Origin of the sequence: Aureibaculum koreense, assembly GCF_034296135.1 — a bacterium.
GTDB lineage: Bacteria > Bacteroidota > Bacteroidia > Flavobacteriales > Flavobacteriaceae > Aureibaculum.
This window is the reverse complement of sequence record NZ_JAXKVV010000029.1, coordinates 14591-31853: the sequence shown is the minus strand read 5'-3', so window position 1 is coordinate 31853 and position 17263 is coordinate 14591. Positions and strand designations below refer to the sequence as shown.

9 protein-coding genes are annotated in these 17263 nt (G+C 36.2%); all 9 read left to right on the top strand.

Going from position 1 to position 17263, the window contains the following annotated elements; all coding sequences use genetic code 11:
- Window positions 1–93 precede the first annotated feature (93 nt).
- The 9 genes from UMM65_RS16285 (at window position 94) to UMM65_RS16245 (ending at window position 17262) form a co-directional block, all read left to right on the top strand.
- Window positions 94–3267 (top strand): SusC/RagA family TonB-linked outer membrane protein, encoded by a 3174-nt coding sequence (locus UMM65_RS16285; RefSeq protein ID WP_321978077.1) that lies wholly within the window; start codon window positions 94–96, stop codon window positions 3265–3267.
- A 10-nt stretch (window positions 3268–3277) separates the two neighbouring features.
- A complete protein-coding gene (locus tag UMM65_RS16280; protein WP_321978075.1) occupies window positions 3278–4951 on the top strand; it encodes a RagB/SusD family nutrient uptake outer membrane protein in 1674 nt (557 codons plus the stop codon).
- A gap of 91 nt (window positions 4952–5042) precedes the next feature.
- Window positions 5043–7358, top strand: coding sequence for a glycoside hydrolase family 3 N-terminal domain-containing protein (locus tag UMM65_RS16275; RefSeq protein ID WP_321978073.1), 2316 nt, complete (start codon window positions 5043–5045; stop codon window positions 7356–7358).
- Window position 7359: 1 nt separating this feature from the next.
- A complete protein-coding gene (locus UMM65_RS16270; protein ID WP_321978072.1) occupies window positions 7360–8991 on the top strand; it encodes a sulfatase family protein in 1632 nt (543 codons plus the stop codon).
- A gap of 104 nt (window positions 8992–9095) precedes the next feature.
- Complete coding sequence (locus UMM65_RS16265; RefSeq protein WP_321978071.1) at window positions 9096–10694, top strand: sulfatase; 1599 nt, start codon at window positions 9096–9098, stop codon at window positions 10692–10694.
- 156 nt (window positions 10695–10850) lie between these two features.
- The gene (locus UMM65_RS16260) at window positions 10851–12323 is read left to right on the top strand and encodes a sulfatase (protein WP_321978070.1); all 1473 of its coding nucleotides are present in this window, start codon (window positions 10851–10853) and stop codon (window positions 12321–12323) included.
- Window positions 12324–12417: 94 nt separating this feature from the next.
- Window positions 12418–13845, top strand: coding sequence for a sulfatase (locus UMM65_RS16255; RefSeq protein ID WP_321978069.1), 1428 nt, complete (start codon window positions 12418–12420; stop codon window positions 13843–13845).
- Window positions 13823–15592 (top strand): endo-1,4-beta-xylanase, encoded by a 1770-nt coding sequence (locus UMM65_RS16250; protein ID WP_321978067.1) that lies wholly within the window; start codon window positions 13823–13825, stop codon window positions 15590–15592. The genes UMM65_RS16255 and UMM65_RS16250 overlap by 23 nt, the downstream gene beginning before the upstream one ends.
- Window positions 15592–17262, top strand: a complete 1671-nt coding sequence (locus UMM65_RS16245; RefSeq protein ID WP_321978065.1) for a sulfatase-like hydrolase/transferase — start codon at window positions 15592–15594, stop codon at window positions 17260–17262. The genes UMM65_RS16250 and UMM65_RS16245 overlap by 1 nt, the downstream gene beginning before the upstream one ends.
- Window position 17263 lies beyond the last annotated feature (1 nt).

Sequence of the window (17263 nt, the reverse complement as noted above, 5' to 3'; positions counted from 1 at the left end):
CTTTGACAATAAATATACCCTATTAGATTTAAATAGAACCTTAAAATTATATTTAGTTCATAGTTTTGAACCAAACTCAAATTATATAAAGAGATGAAAAAAAATTTATTTAAACTACTGGTTATTTTATTATTTCCTGCCATGGTAATGGCCCAACAATCAATAACAGGAGTAGTAACCGACAAAGACGGTATGGCTTTGCCAGGAGCATCTGTTGTTGAAAAAGGTACTACAAATGGTGTGGTTACAGATTTTGATGGAAATTATTCCATTACCTTAAAAGGAGAACAATCAACACTTATTTTCAGTTTTATCGGATACGATTCGCAAGAAATTGCTGTAGGCGATAAAACAACAATTAATGTAAGCTTATCTGAAGATGCACAACAGCTAAATGAGGTGGTAGTTATTGGATATGGCACGGTTAATAAGAAAGATTTAACTGGTGCTGTAACATCTATTAAACCAACTGAAGAAGCTGTAGAACAATCAAGAGGAATTGAAGATGTAATAAAAGGAAGGTCTGCTGGTGTGCAAGTAAGTAGCAACGGTGCTGAACCCGGTGCATCTGCATCTATTAAAATTAGGGGATTAAGCAGTCTTACTTCTAATTCTGAGCCGTTATATGTTGTTGATGGGATTATAATGGATTCGGCAACCGAAGATACTACCAACCCGTTATCAGGCTACACACCACCACAAGGCGGAGGAATATCTGGCATTAGCCCTTCTGATATTGAAAGTATTGAAATTTTAAAAGATGCTTCAGCCACTGCCATATATGGTTCTAGAGCCGCAAACGGTGTTATTATCGTAACAACTAAAAGAGGGATAAAAGGTAAAGCTAAATTTAATTTTACTACTTCATTAAGTACTGGAAGCGTAACGAGAAATATAGAAGTGCTAGATACTGAGGGATATGCAAATTATCAAAATGATATGCGTTCAGCTTTAGGGCAAGATTTAGCCTACAACATTAATAGTAACGGTACTATTTTTACTACTGGAGATGACCCTGTTGAAATTACCGGAATTAATTGGGCAGATGATACATATAGAAACTCAATCATACAAAAAAACAGATTATCGGTTTCTGGTGGCGGAGAAAATGGCAATTATTATATTTCCGGTGGTACGGTAAGCAATCAGGGAACTTTCCCCAATGCTTTGGCAAAATCGGTTGATTTTAATTTAAAAGTGAATCAAGATTTAACCGATAGGGTTAATATAAGTACTAAAATTGCGGCGACATATACGGAACTTAACTCGTCAAAAGGAACCGATGAAAATGGAGGTGCAAATAATAGTATGGTGCGTCAAGTAATACTAGCAGCACCTATAGTAAATTTTGCAGAGAACAATCAAGATGCTGATGATGTTGATGAAAGTATAGATGGTCCAAGAGCTTGGACAAGTGATTACGACGATGACGCTCAAGAAATCCGTCTATTAGGTTCTTTAAATATGGACTATAAAATTTCTAAAGCCTTTACTTATAGGTTGCGTTTTGGTGGTGATTATAGGAAAAAAGAGAGGAGCTTTTGGTACGGAAACGCCTTGTTAAAAGGTAAAAACCCTAACGGACTTGCAGGTTTAGGTACATTAAATAGATTCCGCTATAATATTGACAACACTTTAATGTTCAAAAAAAGATTTAATAAAAACAGTAGAATCAATGCTACGATAGGTGCATTATATGACAAAACAAGTATTAAAACAACTAGATATTCAGCAGCAGATTTTGCAGACAAGTCATTAAGAGCTGATGGAATCTCTTTTGGAGCTATAAACACACCATTGGTTATTGACAGTGAATTTCCAACAATTGTATCGTTTATTGCCCGTATGAATTACACACTATATAACAGGTATTTATTTACAGGCACGTTTAGAGCTGATGGCAGTAGTAAGTTTTCTAAAGGAAACCAATGGGGGTATTTTCCTGCATTCTCATTTGCATGGAAAGTGAAGGAAGAATCTTTTTTACGCGATAGTAAAACCATTTCTGATTTAAAAATAAGATTAGGATATGGTGAGGTTGGTAATCAAAATATACCTCCTTACAGTTATTTAACACCGTTTGGTGCAACAGAAGCCGCTTTGGCAGATGCCAGCGGTGGTAACTTAATTGCAGTAGTTCCATTAAATTTAGCCAATCCTGATTTAAAATGGGAAACATCAATACAATACAATGGTGGTATCGATTTTGGCTTTTTCAACAGTAGATTAACAGGAACTGTAGATGCATATTATAAAACGAGTTCTGATTTACTTTTAAATGTAGCACTAGGCCCTACAGCTGGTTTTGATTTTATCACAGCCAATCAAGGGGATATAGAAAACAAAGGTTTGGAATTTTCTTTGAACGGTGATATCATAAGCAAAGAAAAGGTACGTTGGAACGTGTTCGGTAACGTATCTTTCAATAGAAATAATATTCGCGACTTGGGTGATGTGCTACCGGCCGAATTTGGTGCGTTAGGCCAACAAACCGCTTTTACCGGTACTCAGGTATCAGGAGGAACATTTTTTAAACAACCTGCTAACATCTTTATTAAAGGTAGGGAAGCAGGATTGTTTTATGGTTTGGAAACGAATGGTATTATAAGAAATGACGGGCAATTGACAAGTACACCTTCAGGTGATCCGTTAAAATATAAAGGAACTGATTTAAGCGTTGGAGATGTGTTCTTTGTCGATCAAAATGGTGATGGTGACATAACTGATGCCGACAAAACAATAATCGGAAACCCTAACCCAGATTTTACTTTTGGTTTTGGTTCGTCTTTTGATTATGGAAATTTATCATTAAGCCTTATGTTCAATGGAGTTTATGGTAATGACATCGCCAATGGCAATATATTTGAGACTGGCTATGCCAACAACACTCAAAAAAATATTAGAGCCATAGCGTATGAAGATGCTTTCAATGCTACAAGTAATCCTGATGGTAACTATCCAAATGTTGGCGTTGGAGGATATGGCACCAATTATACAACAGAATTTAATGATAGAGCCGTTGAAGATGGTAGTTTTTTAAGATTGAGTTATGTTACTTTAGGATATGATATACCTGTAAAGGGTACCAATTTTTTTGATAGTGTTAAGCTATCCGTATCAGGACAAAATTTATGGTTATTGACGGATTATTCTGGCTTCGATCCAGAAGTAAATAGTTTTGCTTACGATCCAACTCGTACTGGAATCGATTGGGGTTCTTTTCCTAATCAAAAATCTTTCACGGTTGGTTTAAATGTTACATTTTAAAAAATATACAATGAAAAATAGAAATAAAATAATAGGATTACTGGTATTGGTAACAGTGTTTTTTACCGGTTGTGATGAACAATTAATTGATATACCCCAAAATAAATTTTCTGAAATTCAAGTATTCTCTACCGAAGATGGTGTAGAAACCGCGGTAAACGGTATGTACTCGCAATTACAAGGTTACGATTATTATGGAGCAAGAATGCGTTTGTTATTATGGCCGCATTCTGGAAAATACCAATCAAAACAGGGTGCAAATAATGATGCTAACCGCTTAGATGTAACAAATACCAATGTAAATTTAGATAAATTATGGCGTGGTATGTGGCAAACCATCAATCAAATAAATACGGTTATTGTAAATGTAGAAGGTAGTGGATTGGCTAATGAATCTACCAGTTTGGGTCAGGCTCACTTTTTAAGAGGGGTTGTTTATTTTGATTTGGTCCGTATGTTCGAAGAAGTACCCATAAGATTAGCACCTACAACAAAAGATGATATCCACATAGCAAAAAGTACTAAAGAACAACTATTCAATCTTATAATAGAAGATTTAAAGAAAGCTGCAAACCTATTACCGGACAGAGGTGAGTACATTAGCGGAAGACCTTTAAAATATGCTGCTAATGCCTATTTAGCAAAAGTGTATATAACCTTAGCTGGTCGCAATAGTGCAACAAGCAATTTTCCGGGTTTCAATCCGGTAACAGAATCTGAAATAACGACAGCTACTATTACAGATTTTTGGGAAGAAGCAAAAACAGAATTGGATTATGTTATTAATAACGGCGGATATTCTTTAACCAATACATTTGCAGATCTTTTTAAAGAAAATAGCAGAAATACTTCCGAGTCAATTTTTGAACTGCAATATGGTCATACCGGTGCGGTAAGAACTAATGACATAATGAGAGATGTGGTCCCTTCAAATCACCCTATTATTGCTAACGGAACTACTTCCTTTGGTAGAATAAGACCAAACAAAGAAATGTTTAGCGACCATGTTATTCAATATTCTGGTGCAGATTATACGGGAGTTGATTTTATTTCTGCCGGAAAGGGATCTGACGAGATTGTTTTAGACGAAGCTGTTGCTGACCCTAGAATTAACGAAACCTTTATTTTTAATTCTTATGAAAGAACCAATAATGGAAATACAGTAAAGTTATTTCCTTTGCAAAATAAAGGAAACAACGCTTACGCACATTTAAAAAAATACAAGGACCAAACGTATGACGGTACCACGACAACAAATAATTTTATACTACTTAGATATGCAGATATATTATTGCTAAGAGCTGAAGTAGAAAATGAGATAAATGGTCCAGAAACAGCTTACCCTTTTGTTAACCGAGTCTTGCTCAGAGCAAGGACAACCAGTACTGGTGTTAACGCACAACCTGCTGATTGGGATGCTACAAATGTTCCAGATAAAGATACATTTAGAGAACGTATCATGAAAGAACGTGAGTACGAGTTAAATGGCGAAGGTCATGAATGGTTTGATATGAGAAGACGTGGCTTGGGACGTTTTCAAGAACAAATAGCCCATCATAACAATGCTGTTGAATTTTATAAATCAGAAGGGAACAGAGATTTTATTTTTGAAAATATTGAAACTGAAATTAAATTTCCCATTCCTTTGGCAGAAATATCAGGAAATAATTTAATTAACGAATAGCATTTAATAAATGACAAAGATTAAAAACTGGCCAAGCAAAAAAAGTGTCTCAATATTTTTATTTGTTTTTTTATTATCATTTAATCTTGTGATGTGTTCACAAAACCAAAAATCTGATACTAACAATCCAAAATATTTAGACGCATCAGCTCCAGTAGATGAAAGAGTTTCTGACCTAATGTCACGGATGACCTTGGAGGATAAGGTATATCAAATGTGTCAATACGTAGGGTTGGAACATATGAGACATGCAGAAGCAAAAATTTCTCCAGAAGAACTTGAGAAAAACGATGCTTTAGGTTTTTATCCAGGAATGTTAAGCGATAGTGTTGGCAGACTTGCTGCTGCTGGAAAAATAGGTTCTTTTTTACATGTTGTAACACCAGAAGAAGCGAACGAGCTACAAAAATTGGCACAGCAATCGCCATTAAAAATCCCTTTGTTGATAGGTATTGATGCTATTCATGGTAACGGATTGGTAAGTGGTTCTACTATTTACCCCTCTCCTATTAGTCAAGCAGCAACTTTTGATGATGCTTTGATTAAGGAAGGAAGTCGTCAAACGGCACTTGAAATGAGAGCGAATGGCATGCACTGGTCGTTTACACCAAATATAGATGTATTGCGTGATCCACGTTGGGGACGTACAGGTGAAACCTATGGTGAAGATCCTTATTTGGTAGGAAATATGGGTATAGCGACTATTACAGGGTTGCAATCAGATGATTTTTCAGGTACAGAAGATGTTATTGCTTGTGCAAAACACTTAATTGCTGGAAGTTCTTCTATTAACGGATTGAATGCTTCACCAACCGACGTTTCAAAACGTACGTTGTTTGAAATTTTCTTACCTCCGTATCGCAGGGCGGTAAAAGAAGCGAATGTATATTCAATAATGGCAGCCCATAACGAAGTGGCGGGTATGCCCGGTCACATGGACAAATTTATGATGAACGATCTGATGCGTGATCGATGGGGTTTTGAAGGGTTTTATGTTAGTGATTGGAACGATGTTTCTAGAATTGATATCTGGCACCATGTAGCCAAAGATTTTAAACAAGCTATTGAGTTTTCTGTAAACGCAGGTATGGATATGAACATGCACGGTCCCATTTTCGACAAACTCTTAATTGAATTGGTCAATGAAGGTAAAGTGGATGAAGCTCGTGTAAATTATGCTTGTCGTAAAATTTTAGAAGCAAAATTTAAAATGGGTTTGTTCGAAAATCCTTTTGTAGATGTTGAAAAAGCTAAAGAAGTAAATTTTTCTAAGACTCATCAACAAAACGCTTTAGAGCAAGCTCGAAAATCCATTGTACTTCAAAAAAATAAACAAAACTTTTTGCCATTGGACGAAAACGGTAAAGGCAAAACCATATTCATTACCGGACCAAATGCCAACAATCAAACCACGTTGGGCGATTGGGTTTCTCCACAACCAGAAGAAAATATAGTTACAATGGTTGAAGGTATAATGGCTATTGGAGAAGCAAATGGTTATAAAGTTAATTACTTTGATTCTGGTGATCGTTCTAAAGAAATTACGGATGCCAATATTGATAAAGCGGCACAACAAGCCAAACAAGCGGATATTACCGTGTTGGTGTTGGGCGAAAATTCTTTTAGGCACGATTGGGGCAGAAAAACTACTGGCGAAAATGTGGACAGAGCAACACTGGCTTTGTCGGGCAATCAAATGAAACTAGCCAATAAAATTTTAGATTTAGGCAAACCTGTAATTGTGGTGTACGTCAGCGGAAGCCCAATAGCGGAGCCTTGGTTAGAACAACGTGCCGCGGCTGTTGTAAACACTTGGGAAAGTGGTGCATTTGCTGGTCAAGCAACCGCTGAGATTCTTTTCGGAAAAGTAAATCCTTCGGGTAAATTACCGTTGACAATTCCACGTAGTGTTGGTCAATTACAAATGGTTTACAACCACAAACCAACGGCTTATATTCATAAATATAATACCGAAAAGAAAGTGCCGTTGCATCCTTTCGGATTCGGATTGAGCTATTCAAAATTTGAGTTGTCCGAACCTAAAGTTTCAAAAACTGATTTTACAGGAATTGACGATACAATTAATGTTGAAGTTACCGTAAAAAACACAAGTAAAGTAGATGGCGAAGAAGTTGTGCAATTATACATTAGAGACAATAGAAGTTCATTTACACGACCTGTGAAGGAACTTAAAGGTTACAAAAGGGTATTAGTTAAAGCGGGTGAAACACAAAAGGTAAGTATTCCCATTAATGTGGAAAGCTTAGCCATGTACGACAAGGATTACAACTTTGTGGTTGAAGCTGGAGAATTTATAATCATGACAGGTAACTCTTCTTCCGATAAAGATTTAAAGAAAACAAAAATTATGGTCGCAGAAGCCATTGTAATAGAAAAAAACAAATAATATGTTAAATACTATAAAACTAGTGGTTGTTGGATTATTGATGATGACTTCTTGTAAGGAAACAAGCAAAGGTCAAACCTCAAACGACACAAAAGTTACTGATACCATTCAGCCCAATATCATCTACATTATGGCAGATGATTTAACCACACAAGCCATTAGTGCGTATGGGGGAATTTACAAAGACATTGCCCCTACCCCTAATATTGATAGACTTGCAGATGAAGGCATGTTGTTTAAAGATGCGTTGTGTACCAATGCAATTTGTGGACCTAGCCGTGCTGCTATTTTAACTGGAAATTACAGTAATAAAAATGGCTATTACAAAAACGAAAGTGGTGGTAAATTTGATGAAACTCAATGGACATTTCCACAAGAATTCCAGAAAAACGGGTATCAAACTTCACTTTTCGGTAAATGGCATTTAGGAACAGAACCTCAAGGTTTTGATGAATTCAAATATCATAATTCTGCTGGGCAACAAGGTCATTATTGGGATCCTATGTACAACGAAAATGGAGAAGATGTAAAAGAAAAAGGATATGCTACCAATTTAAGTACGGATTTTGCCATGAATTGGTTAGAAAAGGGCAGAAAACAAGATGCTCCTTTTATGATGGTTTTACAATATAAAGCACCACACAGGCCTTGGCAACCAGATACCAAGTACAAACAATTATGGGAAGATATTGAAATGCCCTATCCCGCTACTTTTGATGATGATTATAAAGGGAGAGAAAAAACCGCTGGAGATACAGAAATGACAATGGATTACTTTTCTCGCAGAGACATGAAATACAAAGAACCTGAAAACTTAAAAGGCAAAGAAAAAATTGCTTGGGCATTTTATGGTGCTAAAAAAGGGGAAATTGTGCAACTAGATGGCATGAGCAGAGAAGAGGGAAAAAAATGGCGTTACCAAACCTATATTAAAGACTATTTGGCTTGTGTAAAATCAGTTGATGATAACATTGGAAGGGTCTTAGATTATTTAGACAAAAATGGGTTAGCAGAAAATACGATTATCGTTTTAACTTCAGACCAAGGGTTTTATTTGGGGGATCACGGTTTTTTTGACAAACGTTTTATTTACGAAGAATCTTTACGAATGCCTTTTATTGTAAAATATCCTAAATTAGTAAAACCAAAAACGGTTAACGAAGATATTGTTACCAACATAGATTTTGCTCCAACCTTATTGGATCTGGCTAATGTTAAAACGGATCAAAAAATGCAAGGTGAAAGTTTTAAGCCTCTTCTAGCAGGAAATACGCCAGAAGATTGGCAACAAGCTATGTATTACCACTATTATGAGTTTCCATATTGGCATCATGTACAGCCACATTACGGCATTAGGACTCAAAAATATACCTTAGCACATTTTTATTACAATATTGATGTTTGGGAATTGTACGATTTAGAAAAAGACCCGCAACAAATGAACAATATTATCAATGATCCACAATATTCAGATATAATTTCCGATTTAAAGGTTGAATTAAAAGGATTAATGAAAAAATACGAAAACGATAAATCCTTGGCGGAATTTAGAGTAATAACCGATAAAGATTTTGGGTCTATTGTTGATAAAAAAGATGATGAAACATCCGTAAAAGATGTTTTAACAAATTAGCCCATAACCTGCCTGCGGCAGGCAGGTGGCCATTTAGTAAATTTTTGTTCTTAAACTATTTAACGATTACGGCAACAGTAATCGTTATTCAAAAAAAATAACAAATGATAAAATCACTTTCAATAGTCTCTATAATAGGAGTTGTAGTATTTTTGGGTTGCAATATACAGAAAGCAACGAAACCCGTATCAACAATTCCTTCAAAAGAAGTAGTTACAACTTCTAACAATGTAAAAAAGAATATTCTTTTTCTTTCTATTGACGATTTAAAACCATTATTGTCCAATTATGGCGAGTCGCAAATGCACACTCCAAATTTTGACCGATTGGCCGAAATGGGAATGACATTTACCAACGCTCACGTACAATATGCCGTTTGTGGACCTTCTCGTGCCAGTGTAATGACGGGTGCTAATCCCGATAAAACCAAAGTATGGGATTTACATACTGATTTCCGAGAATCTGCACCAAGTTTAATTTCAATGCCAGAATATTTAATTTCTCAGGGTTACGAAACTACCGCGGTTGGTAAAATTTATCACAAAGGATCTTCATCACCTGGTCATGATGGCAAAAGTTGGAGTATGCCACACCAATTACCAGATAATTATGATCCTGCTGCTGGTGAAGCTGCTTTTTCATACTATCAAAATCCCGAAACGAAAAAGCGAATGGCGGAGCTTGAAGCAGAAGCCAAAGCAAAAGGTATCACAAAAAGTGGAAAAATCCGTAGCTATGTTTTTAAAAGACTAAAGCCTTCAACCGAAAACGCAGATGTTTCTGATGAAGCTTATCAAGATGGTCTATACACGCAAACTGCCTTAAAACAATTGGACGATCTAGAAAAGTCAGGAAAACCATGGTTTTTAGGCGTAGGCTATCAAAAACCTCATTTACCTTTTGTAGCTCCAAAAAAATATTGGGACTTATACGATAGGGATAAAATAGAGTTGGCAAAATTTCAACAATTGGCAGAAGGCACTCCAAAATTTGCATACCATTCTTTTGGCGAATTAAGAGCTTTTAGCGATATCGACGACAAACTAAATATTGGCGACAAACTACCGGAAGCCAAACAACGTGAGTTGATTCACGGCTATATGGCTTGTATTTCCTATATAGATGCACAAATTGGAAAATTATTGGATGAACTGGAAAAACGCAATATTATTGAAGATACTATAATTGTACTTTGGGGAGATCACGGCTGGCATTTGGGCGATCATACAGAGTGGTGCAAGCATTCCAATTTTGAACAAGCTACGCGTATTCCTTTTATGTTTACCGGCCCTGGTGTTGCTAAGCATCAAAAAAGTCATCACCCTGTAAATTTGGTGGATTTGTTTCCTACCGTTTTTGAATTGGCAAATGTGAAGCAAAGTACGCAGACCGATGGAAAATCTTTGGTGTCTTTATTAGATGACGATCCTTCAACAACAGTTGATATGGATTATGCCTATCATCAATACCGAAGAAATAAAAGAATGGGATATTCAATTAGGACAGACCGTTATCGCTATACGGAATGGCATGATAATGAGTATAGAAGTTACTATACCTATAAAGAAAAAAACATTATAGCGAGAGAATTCTATGATTATAAAGACGACCCATTGGAAACAAAAAATTGGGTAGATGACCCAAAATACACAAGTGAGGTAAATGATTTGAAGACCAAACTCAAAATGCACTTAACAAAGTAACCCAATGTAAAGGCGATAACCTCTTTGGGTTGTCGCTTTTTTTTGGCACAGTTTCTGAATTAAACCAATAAGAAGTGTACTGAAAAAAAAGTACGTTGGTAATTAAAGAAAAAATTAAATAGGTTCCGCGTTCTCAGGAATGACAATAAAAACAAAATGAAAAAAATTACACTAATCCTAATTTTCTGTCTGTCGCTCACAACTTTTGGACAGGACAAACCCAACATCCTGATTATCCATACGGATGATTTAGGCTATCATGATTTAAGCATTACGGGTTCAGAATTGTACAATACACCGAATATTGACCAATTATCAAAAGAATCCGTTGCGTTTACCAATGCGTATAGTAGTTATCCGCGTTGTACACCGTCTCGTTATGGTATAATGACGGGTATGTACCCCGTAAATGAAAATAAAGGTTTTTTAGGAGGTATTCCCGAAGAAAAAAACTTTATAAAACAATTCAATAATGCAGGTTACAATACTTCCTACGTGGGCAAATGGCATTTAGGAAAAGGACAGAGCAATCCCGATAAATTCGGATTTTCGCATATTTATGCAGCCGGAGAAGCTGGTGGGGTGGGTTCAAGACATTATCCTTTTAATACACAGGCCAATGGGAAACCTGCAAAATATGATGTTCCAAATTTAAAGGAGGACGGTAAAGAAGGTGATTATATTTCAGATATGATGACATCTGCCACTATTAATTTTATCAAAGACAATCCTAAAGATCAACCTTTTTTAGCGGTATTGGCCTATTATTCGGTGCATACACCGTTGGAAGCTAAAGAACAAGATAAAATCCGAAACGAAAAACAGTTAAAAGGTATTGATTTTGGAGATACTCCGGAATATATAAAGGAAGGTGATGGAAGACGAAAAATGCGTCAAGACAATGCAGATTATGCCGGAATGGTAGAAAACGTAGATGAAAACGTGGGAAAACTATTGCAAACCTTAAAAGAGTTGGGCATAGATAAAAATACGATTATTGTTTTTTCTTCAGATCATGGTGGACTATCCAACGACGGAAACAAAGGCGAACGCGAGTTGGCAACAACCAACCTGCCCTTAAAAGCGGGAAAAGGGCATTTATATGAAGGTGGAATAAGAGTGCCATTATTCATAAAATGGGCCAACCAATTAAAACCGCATGTTGACGAGCAATCTATCGTATTGGGCATGGATGTTTTTCCCACCTTATTAGATTTAGCCATTGATAAAAAAGTTGAGGGTATTGACGGAAAAAGCTACGCCGGAGTATTAAAAGGAAACGAAACTTGGGGCAATAGGAATGTTTACTGGATATCGAGAAAAGCAAGACCACATAGCACCGGTGATAGCAAAGCTGCCGTGGTTCGCTCAGGGGATTATAAATTAATTCAATTTTTGGGAACCGACAAGGTTGAACTTTACAACCTAAAGAAAGATGTGGGAGAAAATAATGACCTTTCCACAAAAGAACCTGAAAAAACCGCACAAATGCTGGCCTTGTTGAACAATTGGAAAAAGGAAGTTTTGGTTCCCGAACGTTTAGATGTTTTAAAGCGAGGAAAGGACATGAAAAAAAATAAGGACAAGAAAAAGGGCAAAAAGAAAGGCAAAAAAAAGAATAAAAATTAAGTTAAATAAGGGGGCTAGACCTCAAAGGTTTCCCTCCTACGCTAAAGCTTCGGAGGACAACGAAAAACCTGTGAGGTCTTTTTATAAAATAAACATGTCAAAAACCATATATTTCTTAATAATAGTTACAACCGTTTTAAGCTGCAAAACAAAAACGGTCAATACCGTGGCCAACGTTGAAAGCACATCAATTGCCACAGAAAAACCGAACATCCTCATTATTCATGTGGATGATTTAGGTTTTCACGATTTAAGCATCAACGGTTCAAAAATATATCAAACGCCAAATATTGATGCTTTGTCAAAACAATCGGTGGTTTTTAATAACGCATATGCCAATTATCCACGTTGTGTGCCTTCCCGTTATGCCATGATGACCGGCAATTATCCAATCCAAAATGGCGATGTACCAGATGATGGATTTAAAATGACAGGTGTGGCAGATAGCAAAAATTTTGTGAAAAACATCAAAGAAACGGGTTACCAAACGGCTTATTTCGGAAAATGGCATTTAGGCAATAAAAACAGTTTAAAAGATTTTGGTTACGATTTCAGTTTTGCTGCGGGTCACGCAGGTTCGCCCATTAGTTTTTTGTATCCTTTTAATGAGAAAAAAGGCAAGGGAAAATCTAACAAATCGCCAATTCCAGATATTGACAATGTAAGTAAAGAGGGTGATTATCTGATGGATGTAATGACCGAAAATGTTGCCAAATACATTAAAAATGCAGATAAAAGTAAACCTTTTATGGCAATGTTTTCATTTTATGCCGTACACCAACCGTTGGAAGCAAAGGAAAAAGACATTAAACGTAATAAAGAGGAAATCAAGAATTTTGATTTTGGTAATCAACCAGAATACATCAAAGAAGGTACTGGGCGTACTAAAATGCGTCAAGACCATCCCAAATATGCTGCAATGGTAGAAACCATGGATGAAAATGTGGGAAAATTAATGCAACTGCTTAAAGAATTGGATATTGAAGATAATACTATTGTCATTTTTTCATCAGACCATGGCGGACTCTCAAACGACGGAACAAAACAACGTGATCTGGCAACTTCAAATTATCCACTTAGAGCAGGAAAGGGCTGGCTATATGATGGTGGCATTAAAATCCCATTGTTTGTGAAGTGGAACGGTAAATTTAAACCCAAAACTGAGGATACATCTTTGGTGATGCTGATGGATGTTTTTCCAACGCTACTAGATATTACGGCCAATAAATCACTAAATACGGATGGTAAAAGTTTTCTTCCCGTACTTGAAAACAAAGAAACGTGGAATGACAGAACCGTATTTTGGCATTCCTCAAAAGCAAGACCTGTTAATACGGGCGATACCAAATCATCCGCCATCAGAAAAGGGGATTATAAACTCATTAATTGGTATAAAGAAGGTAGAACGGAACTGTACAATATTGCAAAAGACCCTTCAGAATCTATTGATCTTTCAAAAGAAAAGATTGCGTTTACCGAAGCATTTTTAAAAGAACTAAATGATTGGAAATCAAATTTTTAAAATGAAGACAGGTTTATACATATTTCTATTATTTGTTACAACTTTTGCTTGTGCACAACATAACCCAAAAGGCAAAGACTTAATAGACCACGAGAAAATTAAATACTTAAGTACAAAAGGCAATTTCTCGAACATCGAAAAGTTGAAAGACAAAAATGGCGAACTACAATTTTTAATAGAAACAACAGAAGAGCCTAAATTCATTTACAACGCTGCTACCAATTTTCCCATACTTAAAAAGGGCTATAAAAAAGGAACGGTATTTCTGTTGTCTTTTCAAGCAAAAACTAAAAAATCGAGTCTGGAAACCGGTGAGGCCAAAGTTCTTTTTATCTTTAAACAGACTAAAGACTACAAAGGGAACATTGATTATACTCAAAGTTTCTCTTCTGAATGGCAAACCTATCATCTTCCCTTTGAAGCGGACAGATATATTAAAAAACAAGATTTAGGTATTGTGATGCAGTATGGCTACAGACCGCAATCGTTCTTAATAAAAGATATAAAATTTGAAGTGTTCCCCTCAGGTACTACAATGGAAAGTTTACCAAAAACTGAAATTAAATACGCAGGAATGGAAGCCGACGCCAACTGGCGTTCAGAAGCCAATAAACGTATAGAAGTTATAAGAAAAGGTGACTTTAAAATACAGTTGTTAAAAGATGGTAAGCCTGTTGCCGATAAATCGTTAACTATTAAATTGAAGAACCATGCTTTCCCATTTGGTGCAAGAATGGCCGCAGAAGACATTGTTAACGATGCGGACGATTACAAAAACTTTAAAAAAGCATTGAATACCGTTGTTTTAGGAAACGATCTAAAAATAAAACATTGGGTTAAACCAAAAAAAATGGCAACCACTATTAAGGCATTAGACATTTTAAAAAGAGACGGCTATTCCGTGAAAGGACATGTGCTTATTTGGCCTGGATTTAATTATTTAACGCCAGAAGTGAAGCAGTATAAAAATAATCCCGAAAAGGTAACCGAAATTATTGAAAACCACGTTAACCATATTTTAAATACCACAGCCGGAAAAATTAACCGTTGGGATGTGGTCAACGAGGCTTATACCAACAGGGATTTACAACAAATTACGGGTTCCGAAGAAATTTTATACAACGGATTTAGAACCCTTGCCAAAAAACAGCCACAAGTGAAGCGTTTTACTAACGAGTATGGCATTATCAGTAAAGGAGGAATTGACAGGCAAAAACAAGAATGGTACTACAATTTTATCAAACGAATAGACGAAAATACTGGTGGATTGGTTCAGGGCATTGGCATACAAAGTCATATGGGCAGTGACCTTACACCACCTGAACGCGTATTGGAAATTTTAGCTTACTATGCCTCTTTAGGAAAAAAAATAAGTATTTCAGAATTTACAATGGATATTCAAGATCCACAACTACGTGAACAATATACACGCGATTTTATGATTGCAACCTTTAGCCACCCCAACGTATCGGAATTTATGTTTTGGGGAAATACCGAAGATGGTCGTGGAAAATCGGATATTTTCGATAATAACAATAAAATCGGTATCATGGGCAAGGCTTATTTCTCCTTGGTTCATGATGCGTGGAAAACAAATTTAAGCGTTAAAACTTCAGAAGAAGGATTGGTTTCCGGACGTGGTTTTTATGGTGATTATGAATATACATTTAAAGAAAATGGTAAAGTTATATCGGGTACTTTTCAGTTAAACCCCAAACAAAAAGACATCATTAAAATTGAATTGTAATGAAACATTTAGCATATCTATTATCAGTATTTATTCTAACTTCTTGTAATTCGCAATCAAAAAATTCCGATAAAAAAGAAACTGAAAACCCACAACCCAATATTGTTTGGATTGTTACGGAAGACATCAGTCCTGCCCTATCCTTTTATGGCGATAGCACGGCAAAAACACCTCATCTAGATCAACTATCAAAAGAGAGCTTGATTTACGATAATGCGTTTGCTGTAGTTGGTGTTTGTGCACCAACTCGTTCCTCTATAATTACCGGAATGTATCCTACAAGCATAGGCACGATGCACATGCGTACCGGTCAAGATGTGATGGGTTTGGGTAGAAGAACTTACGAAAAAGTAGATAGAGTCGATATAAAAGGAGATTCCATTATACAATATTCTGCAGTAATTCCTGAGTACGTAAAGTGCTATACCGAATATTTGAGAGCGGCAGGTTATTACTGCACCAACAATCAAAAGACCGATTACCAATTCGCAGCTCCTGTAACAGCTTGGGATGAGAACAGCAATAAAGCACATTGGCGGAACAGGCCAAAAAACAAACCTTTCTTTTCGGTATTCAATATTGGTACAACACACGAAAGTCAACTTTGGAAAAAAGGCGATCTGCCCTTGACCATAAAACCAAAGGACGTAAAAGTACCACCATATTTTCCAGATAACGAAGCCTCCAGAAATACCATTGCCAGGCATTATAGCAATATTGAACTTATGGATGCCGAAGTAGGTGCTTTTATAAAACAGTTAAAGGATGATGGTTTGTACGATAATACTATCATTTTCTTTTACAGCGACCATGGCGGGCCATTGCCCCGTCAAAAACGAGAGATTTACGATTCTGGTTTAAAAGTACCATTTATGGTTAAAGGTTTAGCCGAAAAAGGAAGAACAGACCGTATGATTTCGTTTGTTGATTTGGCACCCACAATGTTAAGTTTAGCAGGGGTTGAACCACCAAAATATCTAGAGGGAAAAGCATTTTTGGGCGAATTTGACTCAGAAAAACGTGATTATATATTTGGGAGTTCTGATCGGTTTGACGAGTTTACCGACAGAATTAGGGCAGTTAGAAACAACCAATATTTATACTTAAGAAATGATTTCCCCGAGTTACCCAAATACAAAGATGTGGAGTACAGAAAAAATGTACCGATGATGCCACCCTTTCTTGAATTGAAAGCAGAAAATAAACTAAACGAGGTACAACAGATTTGGTTTCAAACCAAAACTAAGGAGGAATTGTACGATTGTAAAACCGATCCGCACAACATCAATAATTTAGCGGAAGACCCAAAATATGCTTCGGTTTTAACCGAAATGAGAACAACATTAAAATCCCATTTGAAAGATAGAGCCGATTACGGATTAACACCTGAGGCGGAAATGATCGAACAAATGTGGCCTAATTTTGAACAACCAGTTACCGAACCGGTTAAAGTCAATATAAGCGATAAAAAGGTTTCATTAAAATCAGAAACTAAAGGAGCTTCAATTGCCTATTATGTCTCAGGTAAACCTGATGAAAAGTTAAATTTGGAAAGCAGATGGCAGTTGTATGCTAAACCCATTTCTTTAGAAAAAGGTAAAACGATTTACACCATAGCACAACGCATAGGGTTTAAAGAAAGTAAAATTACAAGTCAAAAAATAGAATAGA